Raw genomic sequence first — 19981 nt, 5'->3', positions numbered from 1 at the left:
TCAGCCCTGTAAGGCCGCCCGAATCTGATCAGCCATGACCGCCAGTTCCGCTTCCGGAGTATCCGTAGCATGGGCAAAATTCAGGTCTGGAATAGCATTCATGGGAATCAGATGGATATGGGTATGGGGAACTTCCAGTCCGGCAACCATCATCCCGACCCGCTTACATCCGGTGACTTTTTCCAGCGCCGGAACCACGCGTTTGGCAAAAGGTAATAATCCGGCGAGGGTCTGATCATCCAGGGTGAAAATATAATCATGCTCCTGTTTGGGAATAACCAGGGTATGTCCGGGACGGACCGGGCGAATATCCAGAAAGGCCAGATAATGTTCGTCTTCCAGCAGCTTCTGGGCAGGGATTTCGCCAGCGATAATGCGGGTAAATAAAGTGGTCATGCTTCCTCCTTCAATTGGGCCAAAACTAATTCTGCGGCATCCAGGGTGGCCTTGATTTCAGCATCACCATGCGCCGCAGAAACAAACCCAGCTTCGTAGGCACTGGGTGCCAGATAAACGCCTTGCGCCAACAGTCCATGAAAAAAGCGCGCATAGCGCTGGCTGTCGGCACGCATGACTGCATCAAAACCGCGTATCGGTTCGTCACTGAAAAACCAGCCAAACATGGCCGGAACCTGATTAATCTGTAACGGGATAGAGGCCGCCTTGGCGCGCTCCGCCAATCCATCGCACAATTTTCGGGTTTGCACGGCCAGCTTGTCATGAAATCCCGGCTCGCTCAGCAACTGCAGTGTCTTTAGGCCCGCCGCCAGCGCCACCGGATTCCCCGACAAGGTCCCCGCCTGATAAACCGGACCATTAGGGGCCAGATATTCCATGATTTCTTTGGGACCGCCCAGTGCTCCCACCGGCAATCCGCCGCCGATGATTTTCCCGAAAGTCGTCAAATCCGGGCGCACCCCATAAAGGCTCTGGGCACCTCCCAACGCCACCCGGAAACCGGTCATGACTTCATCAAAAATCAAAATCGTTTCATACTGGTCACAAAGCACCCGTAATCCTTCCAGAAAACCCGGCTCTGGAGGCACACAACCCATGTTCCCCGCTACCGGCTCAACAATGATGGTGGCCACATCAAAACCATATTGCTGCATCATTTGTTCTACCGCAGACAAATCGTTGTACGGGAGAACCAGGGTATCCTGACTGACTTCCCGGGGAATCCCGGCACTGGAGGGCTGCCCCAAGGTCAGGGCGCCGGAACCGGCTTTTACCAGCAAGCTGTCACTATGGCCGTGGTAATTCCCCTCAAACTTGATGATTTTATCGCGGCCGGTATAACCCCGGGCGAGGCGAATAGCCGACATCACCGCCTCAGTGCCACTAGAAGTCATGCGCAGCAACTCAATACTTGGGACCAGCCGGCAAACCATCTCGGCCATATCTACTTCAATAGCGGTGGGGGCACCAAAACCTAACCCCTTATCCACCTGGGCATGAACGGCGGCCCGAACCTCCGGATGATTATGACCGAGAATCATGGGTCCCCACGAGCCTACATAATCCAGATAGCGTTTGCCTTCCACATCCCAAAAATACGCACCTTCGGAATGGTCCATAAAAATGGGATCTCCGCCCACACCACGAAAAGCCCGTACCGGAGAATTCACGCCGCCGGGAATACACTGCTGGGCTGCCTTGAATAAGTCGTGAGAAGTCTGGGTCATCATTACTCCTTGGGAATATTCCTGGGATGATCAAATAATACCGTAAAGCGCCGGGCAGCCGCCTCCACCTGTTCCGAGGCAAACACTCCAGAAATCACCGCCAGGGCATCAGCACCAGCAGCTATCAGCGCCCCACCATTATCCTCGGTAATTCCGCCAATGGCGACCAGTGGAATATTCAGTTCCGCACGGGCAGTTCGCAAAACCTGCAGATCTACGCGGGGGGCCTGCGGCTTACTCGGTGAGGCAAAAAAAGCCCCAAAAGCCACATAATCCGCCCCATCCCTGACAGCTGCCCGGGCTTTATCCAGCGAAGCATAGCAGGATACGCCAATGCACAGATCACGACCAAAGGCCTGACGCAACTCGGCCAAAGGCGCATCTTCTGCACCGACATGCAGAGCCGGAGCCTGAACTGCTCTCACCAGATCGGGGTCATCATTCACCACAAACAGGGCGCCATATTGTGTACAAAGTTCACGCAAGGCACCCGCCTGCCGCCGTCGCCGCGCATGGTCCTGCCGGGGGTCACCCTTATCCCGATACTGCAGGATCCTTGCCCCACCCCGTAAAGCGGCTTCAGCTTTATCCAGAAAAACCGCTTCCGGCATCCACTGCGGATCGGTAATAACGTATAAACCGGCAATCGCTTTACGCGTTTTTGCACGCATTTCAATAACTGCTTTCAGGATAATAAAAACGGTTGGGGAAAAACTGGCCACTCCCCAAAGGATAGGCATGACGCAGCGCGGCATGGGTGAAAGCAAGGGCCGATTCTATGGCCTGCATCACTTCCAGGCCTTTGGCTAGGCCCGCAGCAACCGCTGAAGCCAGGGTACAGCCTGATCCATGATATTGATGAGGGAGGCGTTCCTGAATAAAAGTCTGCTGCAGAACGCCTCCCCGAAAAACCAGGTTTTCCAGCTTTGGGCCTTCGCCATGACCATCGGACAATAAAACCCATTGGGCACCCTGCGCATTGAGTAGGACAGCAGCTGCCCGCAAGTCTGCTGCACCCGTCAAAGCCAGCGCCTCAGGACCGTTGGGCGTGACAATGGTCACCTTGGGTAACAGTTCGGTGCATATGGCCTCCCGCAATCCCATACCAGCCAAAGAGGTTCCCCCACCAGCCGTCATGACCGGGTCCAGCACTACAGGTATGTGCGGGTAAGCATCGAGGAGTTCAACCACAGCTCTGACCATCTCAGCGGAACCCAACATCCCGATCTTGATCACCCGCACCGGAATATCATTCAGTATGACCCGAGCCTGCTGCAGGCATTCCACAGGATCCACCAGACTAAAGCGCTGCACATTGACTGAGTCCTGAACGGTCAGTGCGGTAATGGCGGTGCAGGCGTGGACGCCAAGACGGGCACAAGTTAACAGATCAGCCTGTATGCCTGCGCCAGCACTAGGGTCAGAACCGGCAATACTGAGCACAACGGGCGGAATTTCAGAGCGTTCGGGTAATAAAATGTTGTGCATGGACAAACCTCAAATCCGGCAGGAAAATTGCTTTCACTTGCCACGCAAATCCTATCCTAACGACATCATTCATGGAGGAAAACCACATGCGGCAATTGCCGGAGTTGAGTCTAGCAGAAAAACTGGTCCATACGGGATTTATTTTCCTGGTGGGGTTGGGCCTTTTGGTCGCAGAAGCCTATGTATACGTTACAGTAGGTGGTAATAATGGTCTCACAGTACATGCTGTTGCCGAACATTATTATGGCAATCGCAGTTCCAGCACGCTGCAAACCGTCCTGCCGCGCATGATGGATTATGCAGGCATGTCAGCAGCCGATAAACCGAAAATGGTTGCCGCCGTCAATCATTGGATTGCTTCGGGCGAAACCGAGGCAGATTACAATCAGGCCATCAAACCCTTGATCGCCGGAAACTGTTTGAAGTGTCACAGCGTTGCCATGACCAAGGTCCTCCATAATCCGCCTTTGGTGACTTACGGCGACGTCAAAACAGTAGCCAAGGTCGATACGGGCATGAGCCTCAGTACCATGCTGCTGAACGGCATGATTCACCTGACCATGCTCGGCGTCATTTTTTGGGTGGCTGGCTGGATATTCAGCAAATCGCGCTTCCCCAACAGCATCAAATACCCACTGATTATAATACCTTTTATTGCCATGCTCGTGGATTTCAGTGGCTGGTTCCTGACCCATCAGAATCCGGCTTTCGTCTGGCTGGTACTGATTGGTGGAGCACTGTCCTGTCCCATTGCCTTGCTGGAAATGCTCCTGAGCCTGATCCAGATGTGGTTTGTGAAACCGCGACTTCAAGCTGCCTGATCAAATTGCATCCCCCCAGAAATGTCAGCCCCCGCATGGGGGCTTTTTCGTCAAAGCATCCGGTATTTTCTGTGGATAACTTTGTGGATATATACCGCAGAACCCAGAATTTTAAGCTTTGTTCCATTACTGAAACAGGTTTTACCTATTTTGTAACTTTATTTTTCTTTAAAAACCAATAAATTAAAAAACATACCGAAAGCATGTTAAGAACAAAGTGCCATAAGCTCCTTATAAACACTTTGTGGAAAACTTATTCATCCCACTACGGTTTCAGGGTACCCGCACAGAATTCAAACGCCTTGCGCAGAGCCGGTTTTCCGAGCCTTCCCTGCAACCCGGGCAAACAGCCGATCATAAAGAGCAATGGGTAAATGCCGCAAAATCATTCCCACTATCCCCATCTGCCAGGGCACAACCAGCCAGGCCTGACCACGGTCGATGGCCTTACGCATCCTCCGCGCCGCCCTCTCCGGAGCCATTAGCCAGGGCATGGGATAGTGATTAGCGGCCGTCATCGGGGTGGCAATGTAACCTGGAGCAATACAACAGACGCGGATACCCTGAACCTTCAATTCCAGTCGCAGACTTTCCAGATAGGCAATCACCCCCGCCTTAGATGCACAATAGGCAGCCGCTCCAGGCAGGCCGCGAAACCCGGCGACACTGGCAATACCGGCAATGCGCCCTCCCTGCGCCATATAAGGCAGGAAAGCCGTACAGGTGTTATCCATACCGAGCAAATTGGTGGTGATGATTTCGGCAAAAACCGGACGATCATCCCGCTCCCTAGCCAGAGTCCCATGACTGATTCCCGCATTGGCAATTAACACCGTAATTTCACCAAATTCATCCGAAAAATTGAGCGCCGCCGCATCCAGAGTTGATGCATCGCCCACGTCAGCCATCAGCACCCGCACAATAGCGCCTCGGGAACACGCCAGAATCGCTGTAGCTTCGAGGCTCTGCAGATTGCGCCCCAGGAGTAACAGCGGTCGGTCCGTTTCTGCATAAGCCAGCGCCAAAGCCTGTCCGATCCCACTGCCCGCTCCGGTAATGACGACAGGTCCCTTCGACATAAAAATCTTCCTTTTTAAGATCAGCGAGATACCACAGTTAATGGATTATCCTGTTTCACATCTAAAACAGGTCATAAATTATTACAATAAACATCATAAAAAATTATTTTTATTTCTTTTAATTAGTTAATTATTTATAAAATTTAAAAAACAAAATAAATAAATAAATCATTAAAAAACATGGTGATAAACTATTAATATTAGACTCTATAGGGATAAATAAAAAAATTTACTCCTGTTCAGTTAACAAATCCCGGCTGACCAGACTATATACTGGCGCAGATCGTGTCACTTGGCTATACTGCAGCGACTGATTGTCGTGTCTAAACATCACGATTTTACCGCCAAGCACTCGACCAGGTTACGTATGAGCCGTGATTCAAACTTATCTGCGCTGCACAATGGCGATGCCCTCTGGGAAGCGCTCTGCATACAGCTGCAGGAACAGACAACACCTCAGCAGTTCAACACCTGGCTTCGCCCTCTGCGTGGCGAGCTACATGGTAACGAATTTCATCTGTTTGCCCCCAACCCTTTTGTTATGCAGTGGGTCAGGGAACGGCTGATAGATTTGCTGGAAGCCGTTCTCGCCGAGCTGGCTCCCGGGATGCTGCTCCGCTTCAATCTGGATACATCGGCGGCGGCTCCTGCACCGGAGCCCCAAAGCAGCGCTGCGCCCGGCCCGGTCAGTACAGATCCGCGCAACGGCAATCGCCTCAATCCAGGCTTTTCCTTTCAATCCTACGTGGAGGGCAAGTCCAACCAGCTCGCCGTAGCGGCAGCGCGACAAGTTTCCGAGCATCCGGGTAAATCTTACAATCCCCTGTACATATATGGGGGCGTCGGTCTTGGTAAAACCCATCTCATGCAAGCCGTTGGCAATGCCATTCTCCAGCGCAACGCAAACGCCAAGGTGCTTTATGTCAGCGCCGAAGGTTTCATCATGGACATGGTGCGTTCTCTGCAACATAACACCATCAACGATTTCAAGCAGCGTTATCGCAAACTCGATGCCCTACTTATTGATGATATTCAGTTTTTTGCTGGCAAGGATCGCACCCAGGAAGAATTTTTTCATACTTTCAACGCACTGTTTGATGGTGGCCGACAAATCATCATCACCTGTGATCGCTATCCCAAGGAAGTCGAACATCTCGAAGAAAGACTCCAGTCACGTTTCGGTTGGGGACTCACTGTCGCCATTCAACCGCATGATCTGGAAACCCGCATGGCTATTGTTCTGTGCAAGGCCGAAGAAATTGGCATAGAACTACCCGAAGAAGTAGCTTTTTTCATCGCTGAAAAAATCCGCTCCCATGTTCGTGAGCTGGAAGGCGCATTACGGCGGGTCGTCGCCCACGTCAACTTTACCCATAAGCCGTACAATCTGGACACCGCCAGAGAAGCCTTGCGGGATCTCATTGACGTCCAGAAACGCATGGTCAGCCTGGAAAACATTCAGAAAGTCGTTGCCGAATATTTTCATATACGTGGCTCTGACATGCAGTCCAAGCGGCGCAGCCGTAATATTGCCAGACCCCGACAAGTCGCCATGGCGCTCACCAAAGAGCTCACCAATCACAGCCTGCCGGAAATCGGTGAGGCCTTTGGTGGTCGCGATCATACCACCGTACTACATGCCTGCCGACAAATTGAGAAACTTCGTCAGGAAGACTCTCAAATCAATGAAGATTATAATAATTTACTACGGATACTGGGCGCATGACCGGATTAAGGAACAAGCTGTGGAAAAGTCCATGGAAAAGTACGGTGCTGAGCATGTATGAAAACAACCGGTCATTTTTATCCCCGATCATACCCGCTTATCCACAGCTTGCCGGCGCTTTTTATCATGCAATCAAAATATGCCTAACAAGGACTTATATAGGTTTCCCACAGGCCTTCAGGCCCTTAATAATAATAATAGTTAAAAAGAAGAATATAATTTATTTAATTAACACCATAAGGAGCATTTCCTGATGAAACTCACCATGGATCGTGAAGACATACTGCCCATTTTGGCAAATATGGCGAATATTGCTGATCGTAGACCCATCCAACCCATTCTTGCCCATGTGCTGATTGAAGCTAGCGGACAGCATTGCCGTTTCATCGCTACAGATCAGGAAGTGCAGCTCACTGTAGACAAAGATCATCCCGTAGATACTCCCGGAAGTTGTGCTGTACCTGCCCGTAAACTGTATGATATTTGTCGGGCTTTACCAGAACACTCCCCTCTGGAATTGCATAAGGATGGCGAAAAACTGTTGCTGAAGGCCGCAAAAAGTCGCTTTACCCTGCATGTACTACCCGCAGAACAATTCCCCTATCTCAATATTCACAGCAGCCGTTGCCAGGGCAACTGCGAAGCCACTTTATTTCGGGAGGCGCTGTCCGTAACTGCCAACACCATGGCACAGAACGACGCGCGCATCTTTCTCAATGGCGTTCTCCTCGAAGTACAAGGTCAGGAAATGCGCCTGGTAGCCACAGATGGTCATCGCCTTTCCATGATGACTTTGCCATTTGCCAATAGTCTGGAAGCAGAAAGTTTCCAATGCATTCTTCCACGCAAGGCTGTCATGGAATTACTGCGTATTGTCAACGGTGGTAATATTCATCTCTCACTTTCTGATACCAGTTTTGTACTGGATGATGGTTATCAGCAATTTGCCTGTAAACTCATTGATGCCAAATATCCTGATTATCGGCGGGTTATTCCGCAGGGACATCCTTTTTTTGCCATACTCGATCGCCAAAGCTTCAAAAGCGCCTTGCAACAAAGTGAAGTACTGGTCAGTGATCGTAATCCCACCACCCAGGTCCATCTGGGCAAAAATCTGATGACCTTGAGCAGTCGTAACGAAGAGCAGGAAGAAGGAGAAATAGAACTTTCTATAGAATATCAAAATGATGAAATGAACATTGCCTTCAACAGTCGCTATCTCACCGATAGCATCCAGATCTTTTCTCAGGAAAATATTCGCATGCGCATCAAGGACGGCAACAGTGCAGCTGTTTTCACACCGCCGGACTCGGATAATCCGGTTTACATTTTGATGCCGGTGCGGCTCTGATCCCGTCCTGAAAAATCCTGCCTGATGACCCTGGAGACTTTGCAAATTCAGTCGTTGCGTTGTATTCAGAATTTACAACTTTCTACCCATGCCCGGTGGAACTGGTTGATTGGTGCCAACGGTGCAGGAAAAAGTACGATCCTTGAAGCCCTTCACATTCTGGGCACCGGACAAACCTGGCGGCATGGACCGCGCCACGTTCTGCGTGAAGGCGATTCGGAATACCTGCTCAGTGCGCGAATGCCGGATCATTTTCTGGCGTTGCGCAGACGTGGCGAAGAGCGTGAAATACGTTATGATGGGGAGTCTATCCATTCAGCATGGGAATTGCTGGATATCCTGCCTCTGCAAAGCCTACATGATGATAACAGTCATTTTGTTGCTGGCACGGCGGATGATCGGCGACGGATCATGGATTGGGGAATTTATTATGTGGATACATACTACGGCACGGTCTTTCGGGAATATCGTCGCGCTCTGGCACAGCGTAATGCCTGGCTGAAAAACCCCCAAGGCAAAAGTCCCTGGGATTCGGCATTGGCTCTGGCCGGAGAGGGTATCCAGCAACGCCGTCAGGATTATCTGACACGCATAGAGCCTTATTTGCAAAAACTCTGGACCCGTTGGTCTGGCGCTGCAGATAGGTTGAGTTTGCATCTGCAGAGTGGCTGGAAAGAAGGTTTAACCTTACAGGAAAGTTTGCAGCGCGATCTGGGACAGGATCGGGAAATGGGATATACCCATAGTGGACCACACCGGGCCAATCTGGTTTTTCGGATTCGCCAGAAAATGGCCCTGGATATTCTTTCCCGTGGTCAGTTGCGCGTATTGGGTCTTGCTTATCGCATTGCGCAGTTGCTCCTGCTCAGGGAATCCGGTTTTGCTTTACCGACCCTATTGATTGATGATTTTGCGGCAGAACTGGATGAATCCGCCAGAAACTGGTGGATTGAACAACTGGACGTGCTGAATGTACAGATTTTTGCTGCGGTGACTGCAGCCGGACAAATACCGGCAGGTGTTCAAGGCAGTCATTTTTATCTGGCTCAGGGCCAGCTTGAAAAGGAAATAGTAATATGACGGAAAAGTACGATTCTTCCAGTATCCAGGTGTTGAAAGGGCTGGAAGCAGTACGAAAACGCCCGGGCATGTACATCGGCGACACCGATGATGGCAGTGGCTTACATCATATGGTTTTTGAGGTGGTTGATAATGCCATTGATGAAGCGCTGGGTGGGCATTGCGATACCATTGTGGTCATTATTCATGACGATGGTTCGGTCAGTGTCAGTGATAATGGACGGGGTATTCCGGTAGATATTCATGCCGAAGAAGGGCGTTCCGCCGCTGAAGTCATCATGACCATCCTGCATGCTGGTGGCAAGTTTGACGATAACTCCTACAAAGTCTCGGGTGGATTGCACGGTGTCGGCGTTTCTGTAGTGAATGCCCTGTCCATTTCCCTGCAGCTGCGCATTTACCGGGATGGATTTGTCTGGACCCAGTCTTATGCGGATGGCGCCCCTCTGGCTCCCATCGCCCGTGGTGAAGCGTCGAGCAGACATGGTTCCCTCATTCGTTTCAAACCTTCTCCGGAGGTTTTTGCCGACACCCTGTTCCACTTCGAAATTCTCGCAAAGCGCCTGCGCGAACTGGCTTTTCTAAATTCCGGAGTACACATTACGCTTCTGGATGAACGGGTGAATCGGGAAGAAATTTTCCATTACCACGGCGGCATTCGCGCCTTTGTGGAACATCTTAACCGCAGCAAAACTGCCATTCATCCGCATGTCATCACCCTTGCCGGCGAACGCGACGGGATTGTTGTAGAAGCGGCACTGCAGTGGAATGAAGGCTATAACGAAACCGTGCTGTGCTATACCAACAATATTCCCCAGAATGATGGCGGAACCCACCTAGCCGGTTTTCGTGCCGCACTGACTCGTACCCTCAATCAGTACATGGAAAGAGAAGGAACCCTGGCCAAAGCCAAGGTTTCCGTCACTGGTGATGATGCTCGCGAAGGACTGACGGCGGTACTTTCCGTAAAAGTGCCAGATCCCAAGTTCTCCTCACAAACCAAGGACAAACTGGTTTCCAGTGAAGTAAAACCGGTGGTCGAATCTTCCATGGCCGAGGCCCTCACCATTTTTCTGGATGAACATCCCAAGGAAGCCCAGGCTATTGCCGCAAAAATTGTCGACGCTGCCCGGGCTCGCGAAGCCGCCCGCAAGGCGCGTGAATTGACGCGCCGCAAAGGCGCTCTGGATATTGCCAACCTTCCGGGCAAACTGGCGGATTGTCAGGAAAAAGATCCCAGTCTTTGCGAAATTTATCTGGTGGAAGGAGATTCGGCAGGCGGTTCTGCAAAACAGGGCCGGGATCGTCGTCATCAGGCCATTTTGCCTCTCAAAGGAAAAATTCTGAACGTCGAACGGGCACGTTTCGATAAAATGCTGTCTTCGGATGAAATCGGCACCCTCATCACCGCTCTGGGCACCGGTATCGGCAAGGAAGATTTTAATCTGGCCAAGTTACGTTATCACCGCGTGATCATCATGACCGATGCGGATGTAGACGGTAGTCATATTCGTACCTTGCTGCTGACATTTTTTTACCGGCAAATGCCGGATCTGGTGGAACGTGGTCATATATATATTGCCCAGCCACCTTTGTATAAGGTTAAAAAAGGCAAAGACGAACGCTATATCAAGGACGATACGGAACTGGCCGCTTATCTGCGCGAGATCGCCATGCATGGCGCTGAATTTCATCTTTCCGCAAATAGTGAAGCCGTCAGTGTGGATCAGCTTGCTGGCATGATGCGGCAATACCAGAATATTGAAGCCCTGGTGCAGCGTCTGGAAAGACGTTATCCCGCCACGCTGCTCTGGGCGCTGGCAACCCTGCCGCCCATTGCTGCAGAAACCGCCCGTAATGATGACTGGGACCAGTTTGCGGAAGGGCTACGAACTGCCCTGAGCGCAACAGCTTTACCCGCAGAACACTATCAAGTCGAGAAAATCGGCGAAGCGGACGGATTACGCCTGGTGGTCCGGCGTGAACATCATGGCAGTCAGGAAGTCCGCTTTTTTGACCAGGATTTTTTCGCGGGCGGTGAATACCGGCATCTGGCGGAATATGCCAAAAATATTGAAGGCAACATGCATCCTGGCGCAGTAATCAAAAGGGGTGAGAAAAATCGCGTGGTTCAACGTTTCCGGGAGGCGATGGACTGGCTTTTGGCAGATGCCCGGAAGGGCGTGGAAATTCAGCGTTATAAAGGTCTTGGTGAGATGAATCCGGAGCAGCTCTGGGAAACCACCATGAATGCGGAAAACCGAAGATTGGTTCGGGTTGACGTAGAAGATGCCATCGCCGCTGATGAAGTGTTTTCCATGTTGATGGGTGATGCGGTAGAACCGCGTCGGCGTTTCATTGAAGAAAACGCCCGCTTTGTATCGCGACTGGATATTTAGCCCGTAAACCAGTTTTTTCAGGCAGCAACATCCTGATCAAAACGTAACGTGATGGGCCAATGGATAATTTCCATCTGGCCATCCATGTGTTCCACCAGCGCCGTACAGCTTTCTACCCAATCGCCATCATTGTAGTAAAGTATTCCATCAATGCTTTTTTGTTCAGCATGATGAATATGGCCACAAATAACCCCGGCATAACCCCGCCGGGCGGTTTCTTCGGCAAGCAGATGTTCGTAGTCGTTGATAAATTGCACGGCCTTTTTGACCCGGTATTTGATGTAGGCGCTCAGGGACCAGTGCCGGCGTAGGCCCAGACGACGGAAGGCGGATTGCAGCAGGCGATTGAGCCAGAGTAACAGGGTATAACCATGATCACCCAGATGAATCAGCCAGGTAGCATAACGCATGGCCGCATCAAATTGATCGCCATGAATGACCCAGAGTTTTTTTCCATCGGCGGTTTCATGAACGGTCTCACTGAGAATGGCAATATCGCCCAGGGAAATGCTCTCATCATCCTGACCCTGAACATAATCAGAGAGCAGCTCATAGACGGGATCATGATTTCCGCGAATATAGCGGACCACGACACCCGAACGCGCCAGACGCAGGATTTTCTGGACGACAGTATTGTGGCTGCGCGGCCAATACCAGCGTATCTTGAGTCGCCATAAATCAATGATGTCGCCGACCAGATATAATTGCTGGCAGGAATTGTGGCGCAGGAAGTCGAGCAGACTTTCTGCCTGACAGCCTCGGGTCCCGAGGTGGACATCGGACAGGAAAATACTGCGGTAATGGGGCATAGTTTCGTCCTGAAAACGTGACATACGTCTATAATGCCAGCAAAATGTGACAGTTTGATGAAAGTGGATGGCGTGTATGCCTCTGCGCGAATGGGGAGAGACGGGTGCTGAATTTAGTTGGTTTTGAATATAAAGAACTTTTTACAGATGAGGGCATTGCGCGCCTGGATCAGGAATTTTTCGCAAGTCTGAATCAATCAGATAGTGCCCTTGCTGAAGCCCTGCATGATTACCGTGCTCAGGGTTTGCTTCCAGCGAGTAAGGAACAAAGCGAATTTCTGCTGCGCCTGGCGCCCCATGTAGAACAGTTTATTACCCGCTTATTTGGCCTGGAAACAGAAGTATCTGAATTACAGACACAAACCCGTAGCCATGATGTGGTCATGGAATTCAAAAAGCATTTTGTGTTGCGTCGCGCCCGGCGTTATCGCGGAGAATTTCCGGAAACTTTTGCAGACATTGATCAATGGCTGGATACCCAGATCCACCAACGCGCCTGGCCCGATACGGATCGTGAGTGGGCGATTTCCCGGCTCGGTGAAGATTGGCTCAAAGATGAAAATAGTCATGCTGAGGAGATTCAGCGCCTGACCCAATGGTGTGCCCTCATTCTTCAGGATCCCCAGGCAGCTCTGGCGGTTACGGGGTGGTCGAGCTTCCGTTTGCCCCAGCGCGTAGATCATGAGGCCCTCGTGCCGCTCAAAAAACTGGATCAGGTGCCCGGTACACCATTTGTGGCACCCGATGGCACCCTGCGTCGCCGCGACAGCTTTCATCTGACGGATTTGCGCATGGACCCGCGCAGCGTGCAGAGTGAAGTCCATTATTGTCTTTATTGTCATGATCATGATGGCGATTTTTGCTCCAGAGGATTCCCCGAGAAAAAAGGCGTGCCGGAACTGGGCCTGAAGGTTGATCCTCTGGGCGTGACCCTGACCGGCTGCCCCCTCGAAGAAAAAATTTCGGAAATGCAGATTCTGAAAAGGGACGGACTGAATCTGGCTGCATTAGCCATGGCCATGGTCGATAATCCCATGGTTCCGGCAACCGGCCATCGCATCTGCAATGACTGCATGAAAGCTTGTGTGTACCAGAAGCAGGACCCGGTGAACATTCCTCAGGTTGAAACCCGCATTTTGACGGATGTCCTCAACCTTCCCTGGGGAATTGAGCTGTATGATTTGCTGACACGCTGGAATCCCTTGCGCGCCGTTCAGTTTGCGGCGCAACCGTATAATGGGCGCAAGGTACTGGTGGCAGGCATGGGGCCGGCGGGGTTCACCATGGCCCAACATCTGCTGCAGGAAGGTTGTGCGGTAGTGGGTATTGATGGACTGAAAATCGAACCGTTGCCGGAAGCCTGGCTGACCGCGCCGATTCGTGACTGGAGCACCTTGCAGGAAGACCTGGACGAGCGGATTCTGCTGGGTTTTGGCGGGGTGGCGGAATACGGTATCACCGTGCGTTGGGACAAGAACTTTCTCAAACTTATTTACCTGACTTTAGCCCGGCGTCCCGGCTTTCAGATTTTTGGGGGTGTGCGTTTGGGTGGCACCATCACCCTGGAAGATGCTTGGTCTCTGGGGTTTGATCATGTCTGTATTGCCACGGGTGCGGGTTTGCCCAGAGTGGTTCCCATGGGCGAAAGTCTGGCGCGGGGCATGCGTCAGGCCAGTGATTTTCTCATGGCCCTGCAGCTGACCGGTGCCGGGAAAAAGAGCAGTCTCGCCAATTTGCAGGTACGTTTGCCCGCAGTGGTCATTGGTGGTGGTCTCACAGCGGTGGATACTGCCACCGAAGTACAGGCCTACTACATTCGTCAGGTTGAAAAAGTCCTTGAGCGTTATGAGCAGATGTCCGAGCGCGTCGGGGAAGAAAAAATGCGTGCCGGACTTTCTGCCGAAGACACGGAAATTCTCGAAGAATTTCTTGCCCACGGGCGCGCGGTTCGCCAGGAGCGGGAACGCGCACAGGAAACCGGAGAATTCCCGAATTTTGTTCCCCTGATTCAAGCCTGGGGTGGGGTCACGTTGGCCTATCGCAAGGGTATGCGGCAATCCCCGGCTTATACGCGCAACCATGAAGAATTGATCAAGGCCATGGAAGAGGGCCTGTATTACGCAGAGGGTCTGGACCCCCTGCGCGCTGAACTGGATTCCTATGGACACATTGCCCACATGGTATTTCGGCAGATGCGCGAAGCCGAAGGCCGTTGGCTAACCAGTGATCAAGAGTTGCGTTTACCTGCGCGTGCGGTGTTTATTGCGGCGGGAACCGTGCCGAATACCATATATGAAAGGGAGTATCCCGGCACCCTGCTGCTGGATGGGGATCATTTTCAGACCCACGTCGCCCACGGCAAGAGTGCTCTCCAGGCGGTGCAGGTAGCTGAACACTGTAAGGCACCGGAAGCCGGTCCGTTTACTTCCTATACAGATGAGCAAGCGCATCGCGTCAGCTTCATTGGTGATACGCATCCGGTGTTCCATGGCAGCGTGGTCAAAGCCATTGCCTCGGCCAAAGCCAGTTATCCGCAGGTTATGCACAGTCTTACCGCCCTCGCTCCGGTAGCCCAACATAAGCTGCAGGACTTTCAGGAAAACTTGCGGGATTTGCTGACCATGCGGGTGCTGCGCGTGGACCGTAGTAATCCGGCGGTAACCGAAATGTGGATTAAAGCCCCTCTGGCCGCCCGCAATTTCCGGCCTGGCCAGTTTTTCCGACTGCAGACTTTTGAAAGCCATAGTCCGGTTGTGAATAATACCCGCTTGCAGATTCCGGTTCTGACCGTCAGTGGTGCCGGCGTCGAAGATGATGCGGTGCGTCTGATGGTACTGCAATGGGGAACCGGGCCGCGTCTGGTAGGGAGCCTGGAACCCGGTGATCCCTTGATATTAATGGGTCCCACTGGAGCACCGACAGATATTCCCCAGAATAAAACCATTCTGGTGGTGGCAGGCCGCTGGGGCGCTGCTGTCATGCTGGATATCGGTCCGGCGCTGCGTGCTGCGGGTAATCGGGTTTTGTATGTCGCCGCCCTGGGTAAAGCCAGCGAACTGGATAACCAAGCGGAACTTGAAGAAGCGGCTGATCAGATTATCTGGTGCACGGGGAGTGGCCCGCTGATCACAACGCATCGTCCTCAGGACTTGAGTGTCGAAGCCAGTGATATGGTGGAGTTGTTACGTGCTTACGGAGCCGCTGAACTTCCCAGTCAGAGTACAGTGCCGGGTGCGGTAACCTTGGATCAGGTCGATCGCTTGATGGTCATGGGTTCTACCGGATTATTAAAAGGCTTTCAGCAGGCTCTGAAAGCATCTCTCAGCGGTTATTTCCGCAGTGATCTGGAAGCGGTAGCCACGGTAGGAAGCCCGATGCAGTGTATGCTCAAAGGCGTCTGCGCCCAGTGTTTGCAGTGGCAGATTGATCCCGAAACCGGCAAACGGACCAAAGCGGTATTTTCCTGCGCCGGCCAGGACCAGCCCCTGGCATGGGTAGATCTGGACAATCTAACGGCACGTCAGAGTCAGAATCGCTTATTGGAAAGAATATCCAGTCAGTGGCTGGATCATTTGCGCGCTTAGAATAATTAACCTAAAAACGGCAGTTGCCGTGGGGGCTTTGCAGCGACTTTTGTTCTGAGCCGTTGTTGTTCTTGGCGAAATCCAGCGCCCGTCAGGAGATCTGTCTGAGCCCGCAGGGCGAGTTCTCTCCTGACAGCAGGATGAGCCTTAGAACAACAGGCAAGGAACAATGGAGCAAAAAGCCCCCACGGCAACTGCCGTTTTTAGGATTAAGCTAATAACAACTGAAAGCGGCAGTTAGCCTGGAGGGTGTTTTGTAGTGACTTTAACCCGAGCCGCTTTTAAGTTAAAAAAATCGGGAACTCAGCAAAACTACAATTAATAAGACATGCTGTCATGGTAAGGACCATATACTTCGCCGCTGGGTTTACCGGGAAGAATCAGCATGATCAGCAAGGCTATGGCGCCTACATACGGAACCAGATTGATGAGTATCCACCAGCCGGACATGCCAATATCATGTAATCTCCGAATTTGCGTACCCAGTGAAGGCAGCAATAAAGCCAGGTAATAAATCCCGATGATTGCCAGTGCGAGATCTATATTTTTGTTCGCTGATAGGATGAGTACAATAAATGAGAGTGCCAGGGCTATCAGGAAATTCATCAAGGCAAACCACCAAAATTCGGCACGAGCCATTCGCCCATGAAACTGAAAATAATTGTTTTTGACCACATTGAGATAAGCATTGACCATCTGCATGCACTATTCTCCCTTACTCTGTTGGTTTAATTGAAAAAAACTTAATGCTGATCAGGAAACAGGATGTTCAGCTCCAGCACTTCAAAGTCGCCTTTACGTTCCATACTGACCTTGATGTTGTTTTTATCCACGGGAATATACTTGGCAATAACCGTCAGTAATTCTTCTTGCAGGGCAGGCAAATAATCAGGTCCCCCTTCCTCCCTTTCATGGGCAAGAATGAGTTTTAAACGGTCTTTGGCCACATTGGCCGTTTTTTTCCGGGAACCGAGAATATAATCTAATATGGACATATCAGCCTCCAAAAAGCTTTTTGAAAAAACCCACTTTCGGAGCCTGAATAAATCGGAGGGGTTTTTCTTCGCCCAGGAAGCGGGCCACTACATCCTTATAGGCTTCAGCCACATCGGAGTTTCCCATGTGCACGGCGGGAATACCCTGGTTGGAAGCCTGCAGCACCACTTCTGACTCGGGAATGACACCCAGCAGTGGGGTCCTTAATAATTCATTGACGTCTTCCAGGGAAAGCATTTCACCGTCTTCCACTCGCTTGGCGGAATAACGAGTCAGCAACAAATGTTCCTTGACAGGTTCTTCTCCCTGTTCGGCTCGACGTGAGCGTGCAGCAAGAATCCCCAGAATCCGATCGGAGTCGCGTACTGAAGAAACTTCCGGGTTGGTGACGATAATCGCCTCATCCGCATGATACAAGGCCATGAGCGCTCCTGATTCAATGCCCGCCGGCGAATCGCAGACAATATAATCAAAGTCTTTGCGCAGTTCGTCCATAACCGTGGTAACCCCTTCAACGGTCAAGGCATCTTTATCGCGGGTTTGTGATGTGGGGAGCACATACAGGTTTTCGCAGTGTTTGTCCTTGATCAGGGCCTGCTGGAGCTTTGCCTCACCTTGAATGACATTGATGAGATCGTAAACCACTCGGCGCTCGCAACCCATAATGAGATCCAGATTGCGTAAGCCCACGTCAAAATCTATGACGACCGTTTTATACCCGCGCAGCGCGAGGCCGCTGGCAAAAGCTGCGCTGGTAGTGGTTTTACCGACGCCACCTTTTCCTGAAGTAATGACGATTATTTTGGCCACGTTTCTTGTCTCCGGATCATTATGAATTTAAGGGGGTGATATGCAGTTGCTCGTCCCGGCTGTAAACCTGCGCAGGTTTTCCCCAAAGAGGGTGGTCCGGTTCGAGAGTTCGATATAACCCTGCGATGGATACTAGTTCTGCCTCCAGCGCCATGCAAAATATACGGGCATTTTCATCTCCGTTAACTCCGGCCAAAGCACGGCCGCGCAACGGTCCGTAAACATGAATGTTGCGGTCAGCGATGATTTCGGCACCGGCATTGACCGTTGCCATACAAACCAGATCGCCATTACGCGCGTAATTTCGTTGTCCGCTGCGAACCGGGTGTTCAATCAGCAGACCAGCAGATGGTGCTGAACTGGGAGCAGGAGACGGTTGGCTTATGGTTACTTCGGGGTTTGCCGGAGCGCGCTGGGCTTGTCCACGCAATACCGGAAGATGAAGGGATGCGGCCAGCAACTGATGGGCTGTTGCGGCATTGCGTATGCCTACGGGCATCCAGCCTGCGGTTCTTAATGCCTGGATGATTTTTTCGAGAGCCAGTGGGGCTTCTTCAGGAATGCCGCTAAGATCCAAGACCAGCGGTGATTCCCGATGGAATGCCGCAGCAGCAGGATGACGGCGGTGTTCTTCATCTATGCGCGTCTTAAGTAAGACCGGGTCATTACTTTCCAGCTGTAAAACAGAAAGCGTAAAGACGCTCCCACTCAAGCGCAGAGGAGAAAACTCCGGAGAGCCCGCTTCGATTTTTTTAGCAGACATGTTTCACGTGAAACATTTCATGATCTCCATTTATGCCTCTTTCAGGAGTGGACGCTTATCGGTTTTGCCGTTCCAGGTTTCTGCATCGGGTAGAGCGCTTTTCTTGCGCAAAATGACAGGCCATTTTTTGGTGAGTTCAGCATTGATGGCGGTGAAGTCGCGCTGGTCTTCCGGCACCTCGTCTTCGGCAAAAATGGCATCTGCCGGGCATTCGGGAATACAGGCGGCACAGTCAATACATTCGTCAGGATCAATAACCAGAAAATTGGGGCCTTCATGAAAGCATTCTACGGGACAAACCTCTGCACAATCGGTGTACTTGCACTGGATACAGTTTTCGGTAACGACGTAAGTCATGGGTTGTCTACTTTTTTACTGGCGCGCTTGCGTGGTGCGGGCGCGGGTTTGTCGACGGTAGTTGTTGAGGTCTTGGCGGGTTTTTTGGCCGTGGTTTTTTTTGCAGAAGCTGTTTTCGTGGTCTTTTTCGCGGTCTTGCTGGTGGCTTTGCGCGCTGGAGTTTTGGCAGGAGCGACACGCTTTTCCCGGGGGGGCGGCGGCGTATAGTCAACCAGCAGTGCAGCAATTTCTGCTTCACTGGCGGTTACCTGAAAATGGAATCCGCATTCTTGCTGAGGACAGGCGAGTTGTTCTCCCAGTCGTTTTCCACTTTTTTCAATCATGATCGGCCAGGCGCAACGTGGACAGGCCTTGGCAACCGGAGGCCCCCAAACGGCGTAAGTGCATTTTGGATAAGTATTGCAGGAATAAAATACTTTGCCATAACGACTGCGCTTTTCTACCAGTTCGCCTTCTCCACATTGTGGACAAGTGACCCCGGAAGACTTGGGCTGGGTCAGCGGTTCAATGTGCTTACATTCCGGATACCCACTGCAGGAAATAAAGCGTCCATAGCGACCGGTTTTATAGACCAAGGGTTTTCCACAGTCGGGACAGTCGCGTCCAACGGGTTCCGGGGCTTCCCGAGGACCGTCCACAGGACGGGTGTACTTGCAATCGGGGTATCCTGAACAGGCAACAAAACGACCATGACGCCCAAGGCGCAGAAATAGTGGTTTTCCACATTCAGGACAATTCTCGTCCATGGCTTCGCTGGTGGCTTCGGCGCGGCTGACGTTGGCTTTTTCATCCAGCAAGGAGCGAAATGGTCCCCAAAATTCGTTCAGTACCGGCTGCCATTGCTTTTCACCTCGGGAGATGGCATCCAGCTCATCTTCCATACCCGCCGTAAAATTGTAGTCCACATAACGTTCAAAATGATTGGACAGGAAGCGTCCAACGACTCTGCCCAGATCGGTGGGTCTAAAGCGACGTTGTTCCGTCTCTACATATTCGCGATTTTGCAGGGTCTGAATAATGCTGGCGTAAGTAG

The 19981-nt window shown here is 51.7% G+C and carries 18 protein-coding genes; 6 read left to right on the top strand and 12 right to left on the bottom strand.

What is annotated here, in order from left to right; translation table 11 throughout:
- The 4 genes from HJG40_RS06785 to thiD are packed head-to-tail and all read right to left on the bottom strand — an operon-like array spanning nt 1 to nt 3173.
- Entirely contained in the window at nt 1-396 is a 396-nt protein-coding gene (locus tag HJG40_RS06785; protein WP_215863479.1) for an HIT family protein, read from the bottom strand.
- Nucleotides 393-1685: a glutamate-1-semialdehyde 2,1-aminomutase gene (hemL, locus tag HJG40_RS06780; protein WP_215863490.1), complete on the bottom strand. Its 1293-nt coding sequence runs from the start codon at nt 1683-1685 to the stop codon at nt 393-395. Before hemL ends, HJG40_RS06785 begins: the two co-directional genes overlap by 4 nt.
- Nucleotides 1686-1687: 2 nt before the next feature.
- Nucleotides 1688-2356: a thiamine phosphate synthase gene (thiE, locus tag HJG40_RS06775; protein ID WP_215863478.1), complete on the bottom strand. Its 669-nt coding sequence runs from the start codon at nt 2354-2356 to the stop codon at nt 1688-1690.
- A gap of 1 nt (nt 2357) precedes the next feature.
- Nucleotides 2358-3173 (bottom strand): bifunctional hydroxymethylpyrimidine kinase/phosphomethylpyrimidine kinase, encoded by an 816-nt coding sequence (gene thiD / locus HJG40_RS06770; protein WP_215863477.1) that lies wholly within the window; start codon nt 3171-3173, stop codon nt 2358-2360.
- An 86-nt stretch (nt 3174-3259) separates the two neighbouring features.
- Here thiD and HJG40_RS06765 point away from each other — a divergent pair, with 86 nt between their 5' ends.
- A complete protein-coding gene (locus HJG40_RS06765; RefSeq protein ID WP_215863476.1) occupies nt 3260-3994 on the top strand; it encodes an Aq_1264-related membrane protein in 735 nt (244 codons plus the stop codon).
- A gap of 293 nt (nt 3995-4287) precedes the next feature.
- On the opposite strand, the gene HJG40_RS06760 is transcribed toward HJG40_RS06765, so the two are convergent.
- Nucleotides 4288-5073 (bottom strand): SDR family oxidoreductase, encoded by a 786-nt coding sequence (locus HJG40_RS06760; protein ID WP_215863475.1) that lies wholly within the window; start codon nt 5071-5073, stop codon nt 4288-4290.
- Nucleotides 5074-5440: 367 nt separating this feature from the next.
- On the opposite strand from HJG40_RS06760, the gene dnaA reads away from it, so the two are divergent.
- The 4 genes from dnaA (at nt 5441) to gyrB (ending at nt 11629) form a co-directional block, all read left to right on the top strand.
- Complete coding sequence (gene dnaA, locus HJG40_RS06755) at nt 5441-6799, top strand: chromosomal replication initiator protein DnaA (RefSeq protein WP_215863474.1); 1359 nt, start codon at nt 5441-5443, stop codon at nt 6797-6799.
- A gap of 253 nt (nt 6800-7052) precedes the next feature.
- Complete coding sequence (gene dnaN / locus HJG40_RS06750; RefSeq protein WP_215863473.1) at nt 7053-8150, top strand: DNA polymerase III subunit beta; 1098 nt, start codon at nt 7053-7055, stop codon at nt 8148-8150.
- A 24-nt stretch (nt 8151-8174) separates the two neighbouring features.
- Nucleotides 8175-9230 (top strand): DNA replication/repair protein RecF, encoded by a 1056-nt coding sequence (gene recF / locus HJG40_RS06745; protein WP_215863472.1) that lies wholly within the window; start codon nt 8175-8177, stop codon nt 9228-9230.
- A complete protein-coding gene (gene gyrB, locus HJG40_RS06740) occupies nt 9227-11629 on the top strand; it encodes a DNA topoisomerase (ATP-hydrolyzing) subunit B (RefSeq protein ID WP_215863471.1) in 2403 nt (800 codons plus the stop codon). The genes recF and gyrB overlap by 4 nt, the downstream gene beginning before the upstream one ends.
- Before the next feature lie 17 nt (nt 11630-11646).
- On the opposite strand, the gene HJG40_RS06735 is transcribed toward gyrB, so the two are convergent.
- Nucleotides 11647-12438, bottom strand: a complete 792-nt coding sequence (locus HJG40_RS06735) for a UDP-2,3-diacylglucosamine diphosphatase (protein WP_226825937.1) — start codon at nt 12436-12438, stop codon at nt 11647-11649.
- 104 nt (nt 12439-12542) lie between these two features.
- On the opposite strand from HJG40_RS06735, the gene HJG40_RS06730 reads away from it, so the two are divergent.
- A complete protein-coding gene (locus tag HJG40_RS06730) occupies nt 12543-16022 on the top strand; it encodes an FAD-dependent oxidoreductase (RefSeq protein ID WP_215863470.1) in 3480 nt (1159 codons plus the stop codon).
- 318 nt (nt 16023-16340) lie between these two features.
- On the opposite strand, the gene HJG40_RS06725 is transcribed toward HJG40_RS06730, so the two are convergent.
- The 6 genes from HJG40_RS06725 to HJG40_RS06700 all read right to left on the bottom strand — a co-directional run.
- Nucleotides 16341-16724, bottom strand: coding sequence for a DUF805 domain-containing protein (locus HJG40_RS06725; RefSeq protein ID WP_215863469.1), 384 nt, complete (start codon nt 16722-16724; stop codon nt 16341-16343).
- 41 nt (nt 16725-16765) lie between these two features.
- Nucleotides 16766-17017, bottom strand: coding sequence for a cell division topological specificity factor MinE (gene minE, locus HJG40_RS06720; RefSeq protein ID WP_215863468.1), 252 nt, complete (start codon nt 17015-17017; stop codon nt 16766-16768).
- A gap of 1 nt (nt 17018) precedes the next feature.
- On the bottom strand, nt 17019-17828 hold the full coding sequence (minD, locus tag HJG40_RS06715; RefSeq protein ID WP_215863467.1) for a septum site-determining protein MinD: 810 nt from the start codon (nt 17826-17828) through the stop codon (nt 17019-17021).
- Nucleotides 17829-17847: 19 nt separating this feature from the next.
- Nucleotides 17848-18591, bottom strand: coding sequence for a septum site-determining protein MinC (minC, locus tag HJG40_RS06710; RefSeq protein ID WP_215863466.1), 744 nt, complete (start codon nt 18589-18591; stop codon nt 17848-17850).
- A gap of 30 nt (nt 18592-18621) precedes the next feature.
- Entirely contained in the window at nt 18622-18948 is a 327-nt protein-coding gene (gene fdxA / locus HJG40_RS06705) for a ferredoxin FdxA (RefSeq protein ID WP_010640910.1), read from the bottom strand.
- Nucleotides 18945-19981: DNA topoisomerase family protein (locus HJG40_RS06700; RefSeq protein WP_215863465.1), on the bottom strand; the 1037-nt coding region annotated here is incomplete at its 5' end. The genes fdxA and HJG40_RS06700, both read right to left, overlap by 4 nt.

The organism is Acidithiobacillus concretivorus, assembly GCF_018853445.1.
Classification (GTDB): Bacteria; Pseudomonadota; Gammaproteobacteria; order Acidithiobacillales; family Acidithiobacillaceae; genus Acidithiobacillus; species Acidithiobacillus concretivorus.
This window is presented reverse-complemented; position numbering and strand designations above follow the sequence as displayed.

What these genes read in the sequence shown, in the direction of transcription:
- dnaA (WP_215863474.1), top strand. Translation starts at nt 5,441, where the DNA reads ATGAGCCGTGATTCAAACTTATCTGCGCTGCACAATGGCGATGCCCTC.
- recF (WP_215863472.1), top strand. Translation starts at nt 8,175, where the DNA reads ATGACCCTGGAGACTTTGCAAATTCAGTCGTTGCGTTGTATTCAGAAT.
- gyrB (WP_215863471.1), top strand. Translation starts at nt 9,227, where the DNA reads ATGACGGAAAAGTACGATTCTTCCAGTATCCAGGTGTTGAAAGGGCTG.
- fdxA (WP_010640910.1), bottom strand. Translation starts at nt 18,948, where the DNA reads ATGACTTACGTCGTTACCGAAAACTGTATCCAGTGCAAGTACACCGAT.
- thiD (WP_215863477.1), bottom strand. Translation starts at nt 3,173, where the DNA reads ATGCACAACATTTTATTACCCGAACGCTCTGAAATTCCGCCCGTTGTG.
- minE (WP_215863468.1), bottom strand. Translation starts at nt 17,017, where the DNA reads ATGTCCATATTAGATTATATTCTCGGTTCCCGGAAAAAAACGGCCAAT.
- dnaN (WP_215863473.1), top strand. Translation starts at nt 7,053, where the DNA reads ATGAAACTCACCATGGATCGTGAAGACATACTGCCCATTTTGGCAAAT.
- HJG40_RS06785 (WP_215863479.1), bottom strand. Translation starts at nt 396, where the DNA reads ATGACCACTTTATTTACCCGCATTATCGCTGGCGAAATCCCTGCCCAG.
- HJG40_RS06735 (WP_226825937.1), bottom strand. Translation starts at nt 12,438, where the DNA reads ATGCCCCATTACCGCAGTATTTTCCTGTCCGATGTCCACCTCGGGACC.
- hemL (WP_215863490.1), bottom strand. Translation starts at nt 1,685, where the DNA reads ATGACCCAGACTTCTCACGACTTATTCAAGGCAGCCCAGCAGTGTATT.
- HJG40_RS06760 (WP_215863475.1), bottom strand. Translation starts at nt 5,073, where the DNA reads ATGTCGAAGGGACCTGTCGTCATTACCGGAGCGGGCAGTGGGATCGGA.
- thiE (WP_215863478.1), bottom strand. Translation starts at nt 2,356, where the DNA reads ATGCGTGCAAAAACGCGTAAAGCGATTGCCGGTTTATACGTTATTACC.
- HJG40_RS06765 (WP_215863476.1), top strand. Translation starts at nt 3,260, where the DNA reads ATGCGGCAATTGCCGGAGTTGAGTCTAGCAGAAAAACTGGTCCATACG.
- minC (WP_215863466.1), bottom strand. Translation starts at nt 18,591, where the DNA reads ATGTCTGCTAAAAAAATCGAAGCGGGCTCTCCGGAGTTTTCTCCTCTG.
- HJG40_RS06725 (WP_215863469.1), bottom strand. Translation starts at nt 16,724, where the DNA reads ATGCAGATGGTCAATGCTTATCTCAATGTGGTCAAAAACAATTATTTT.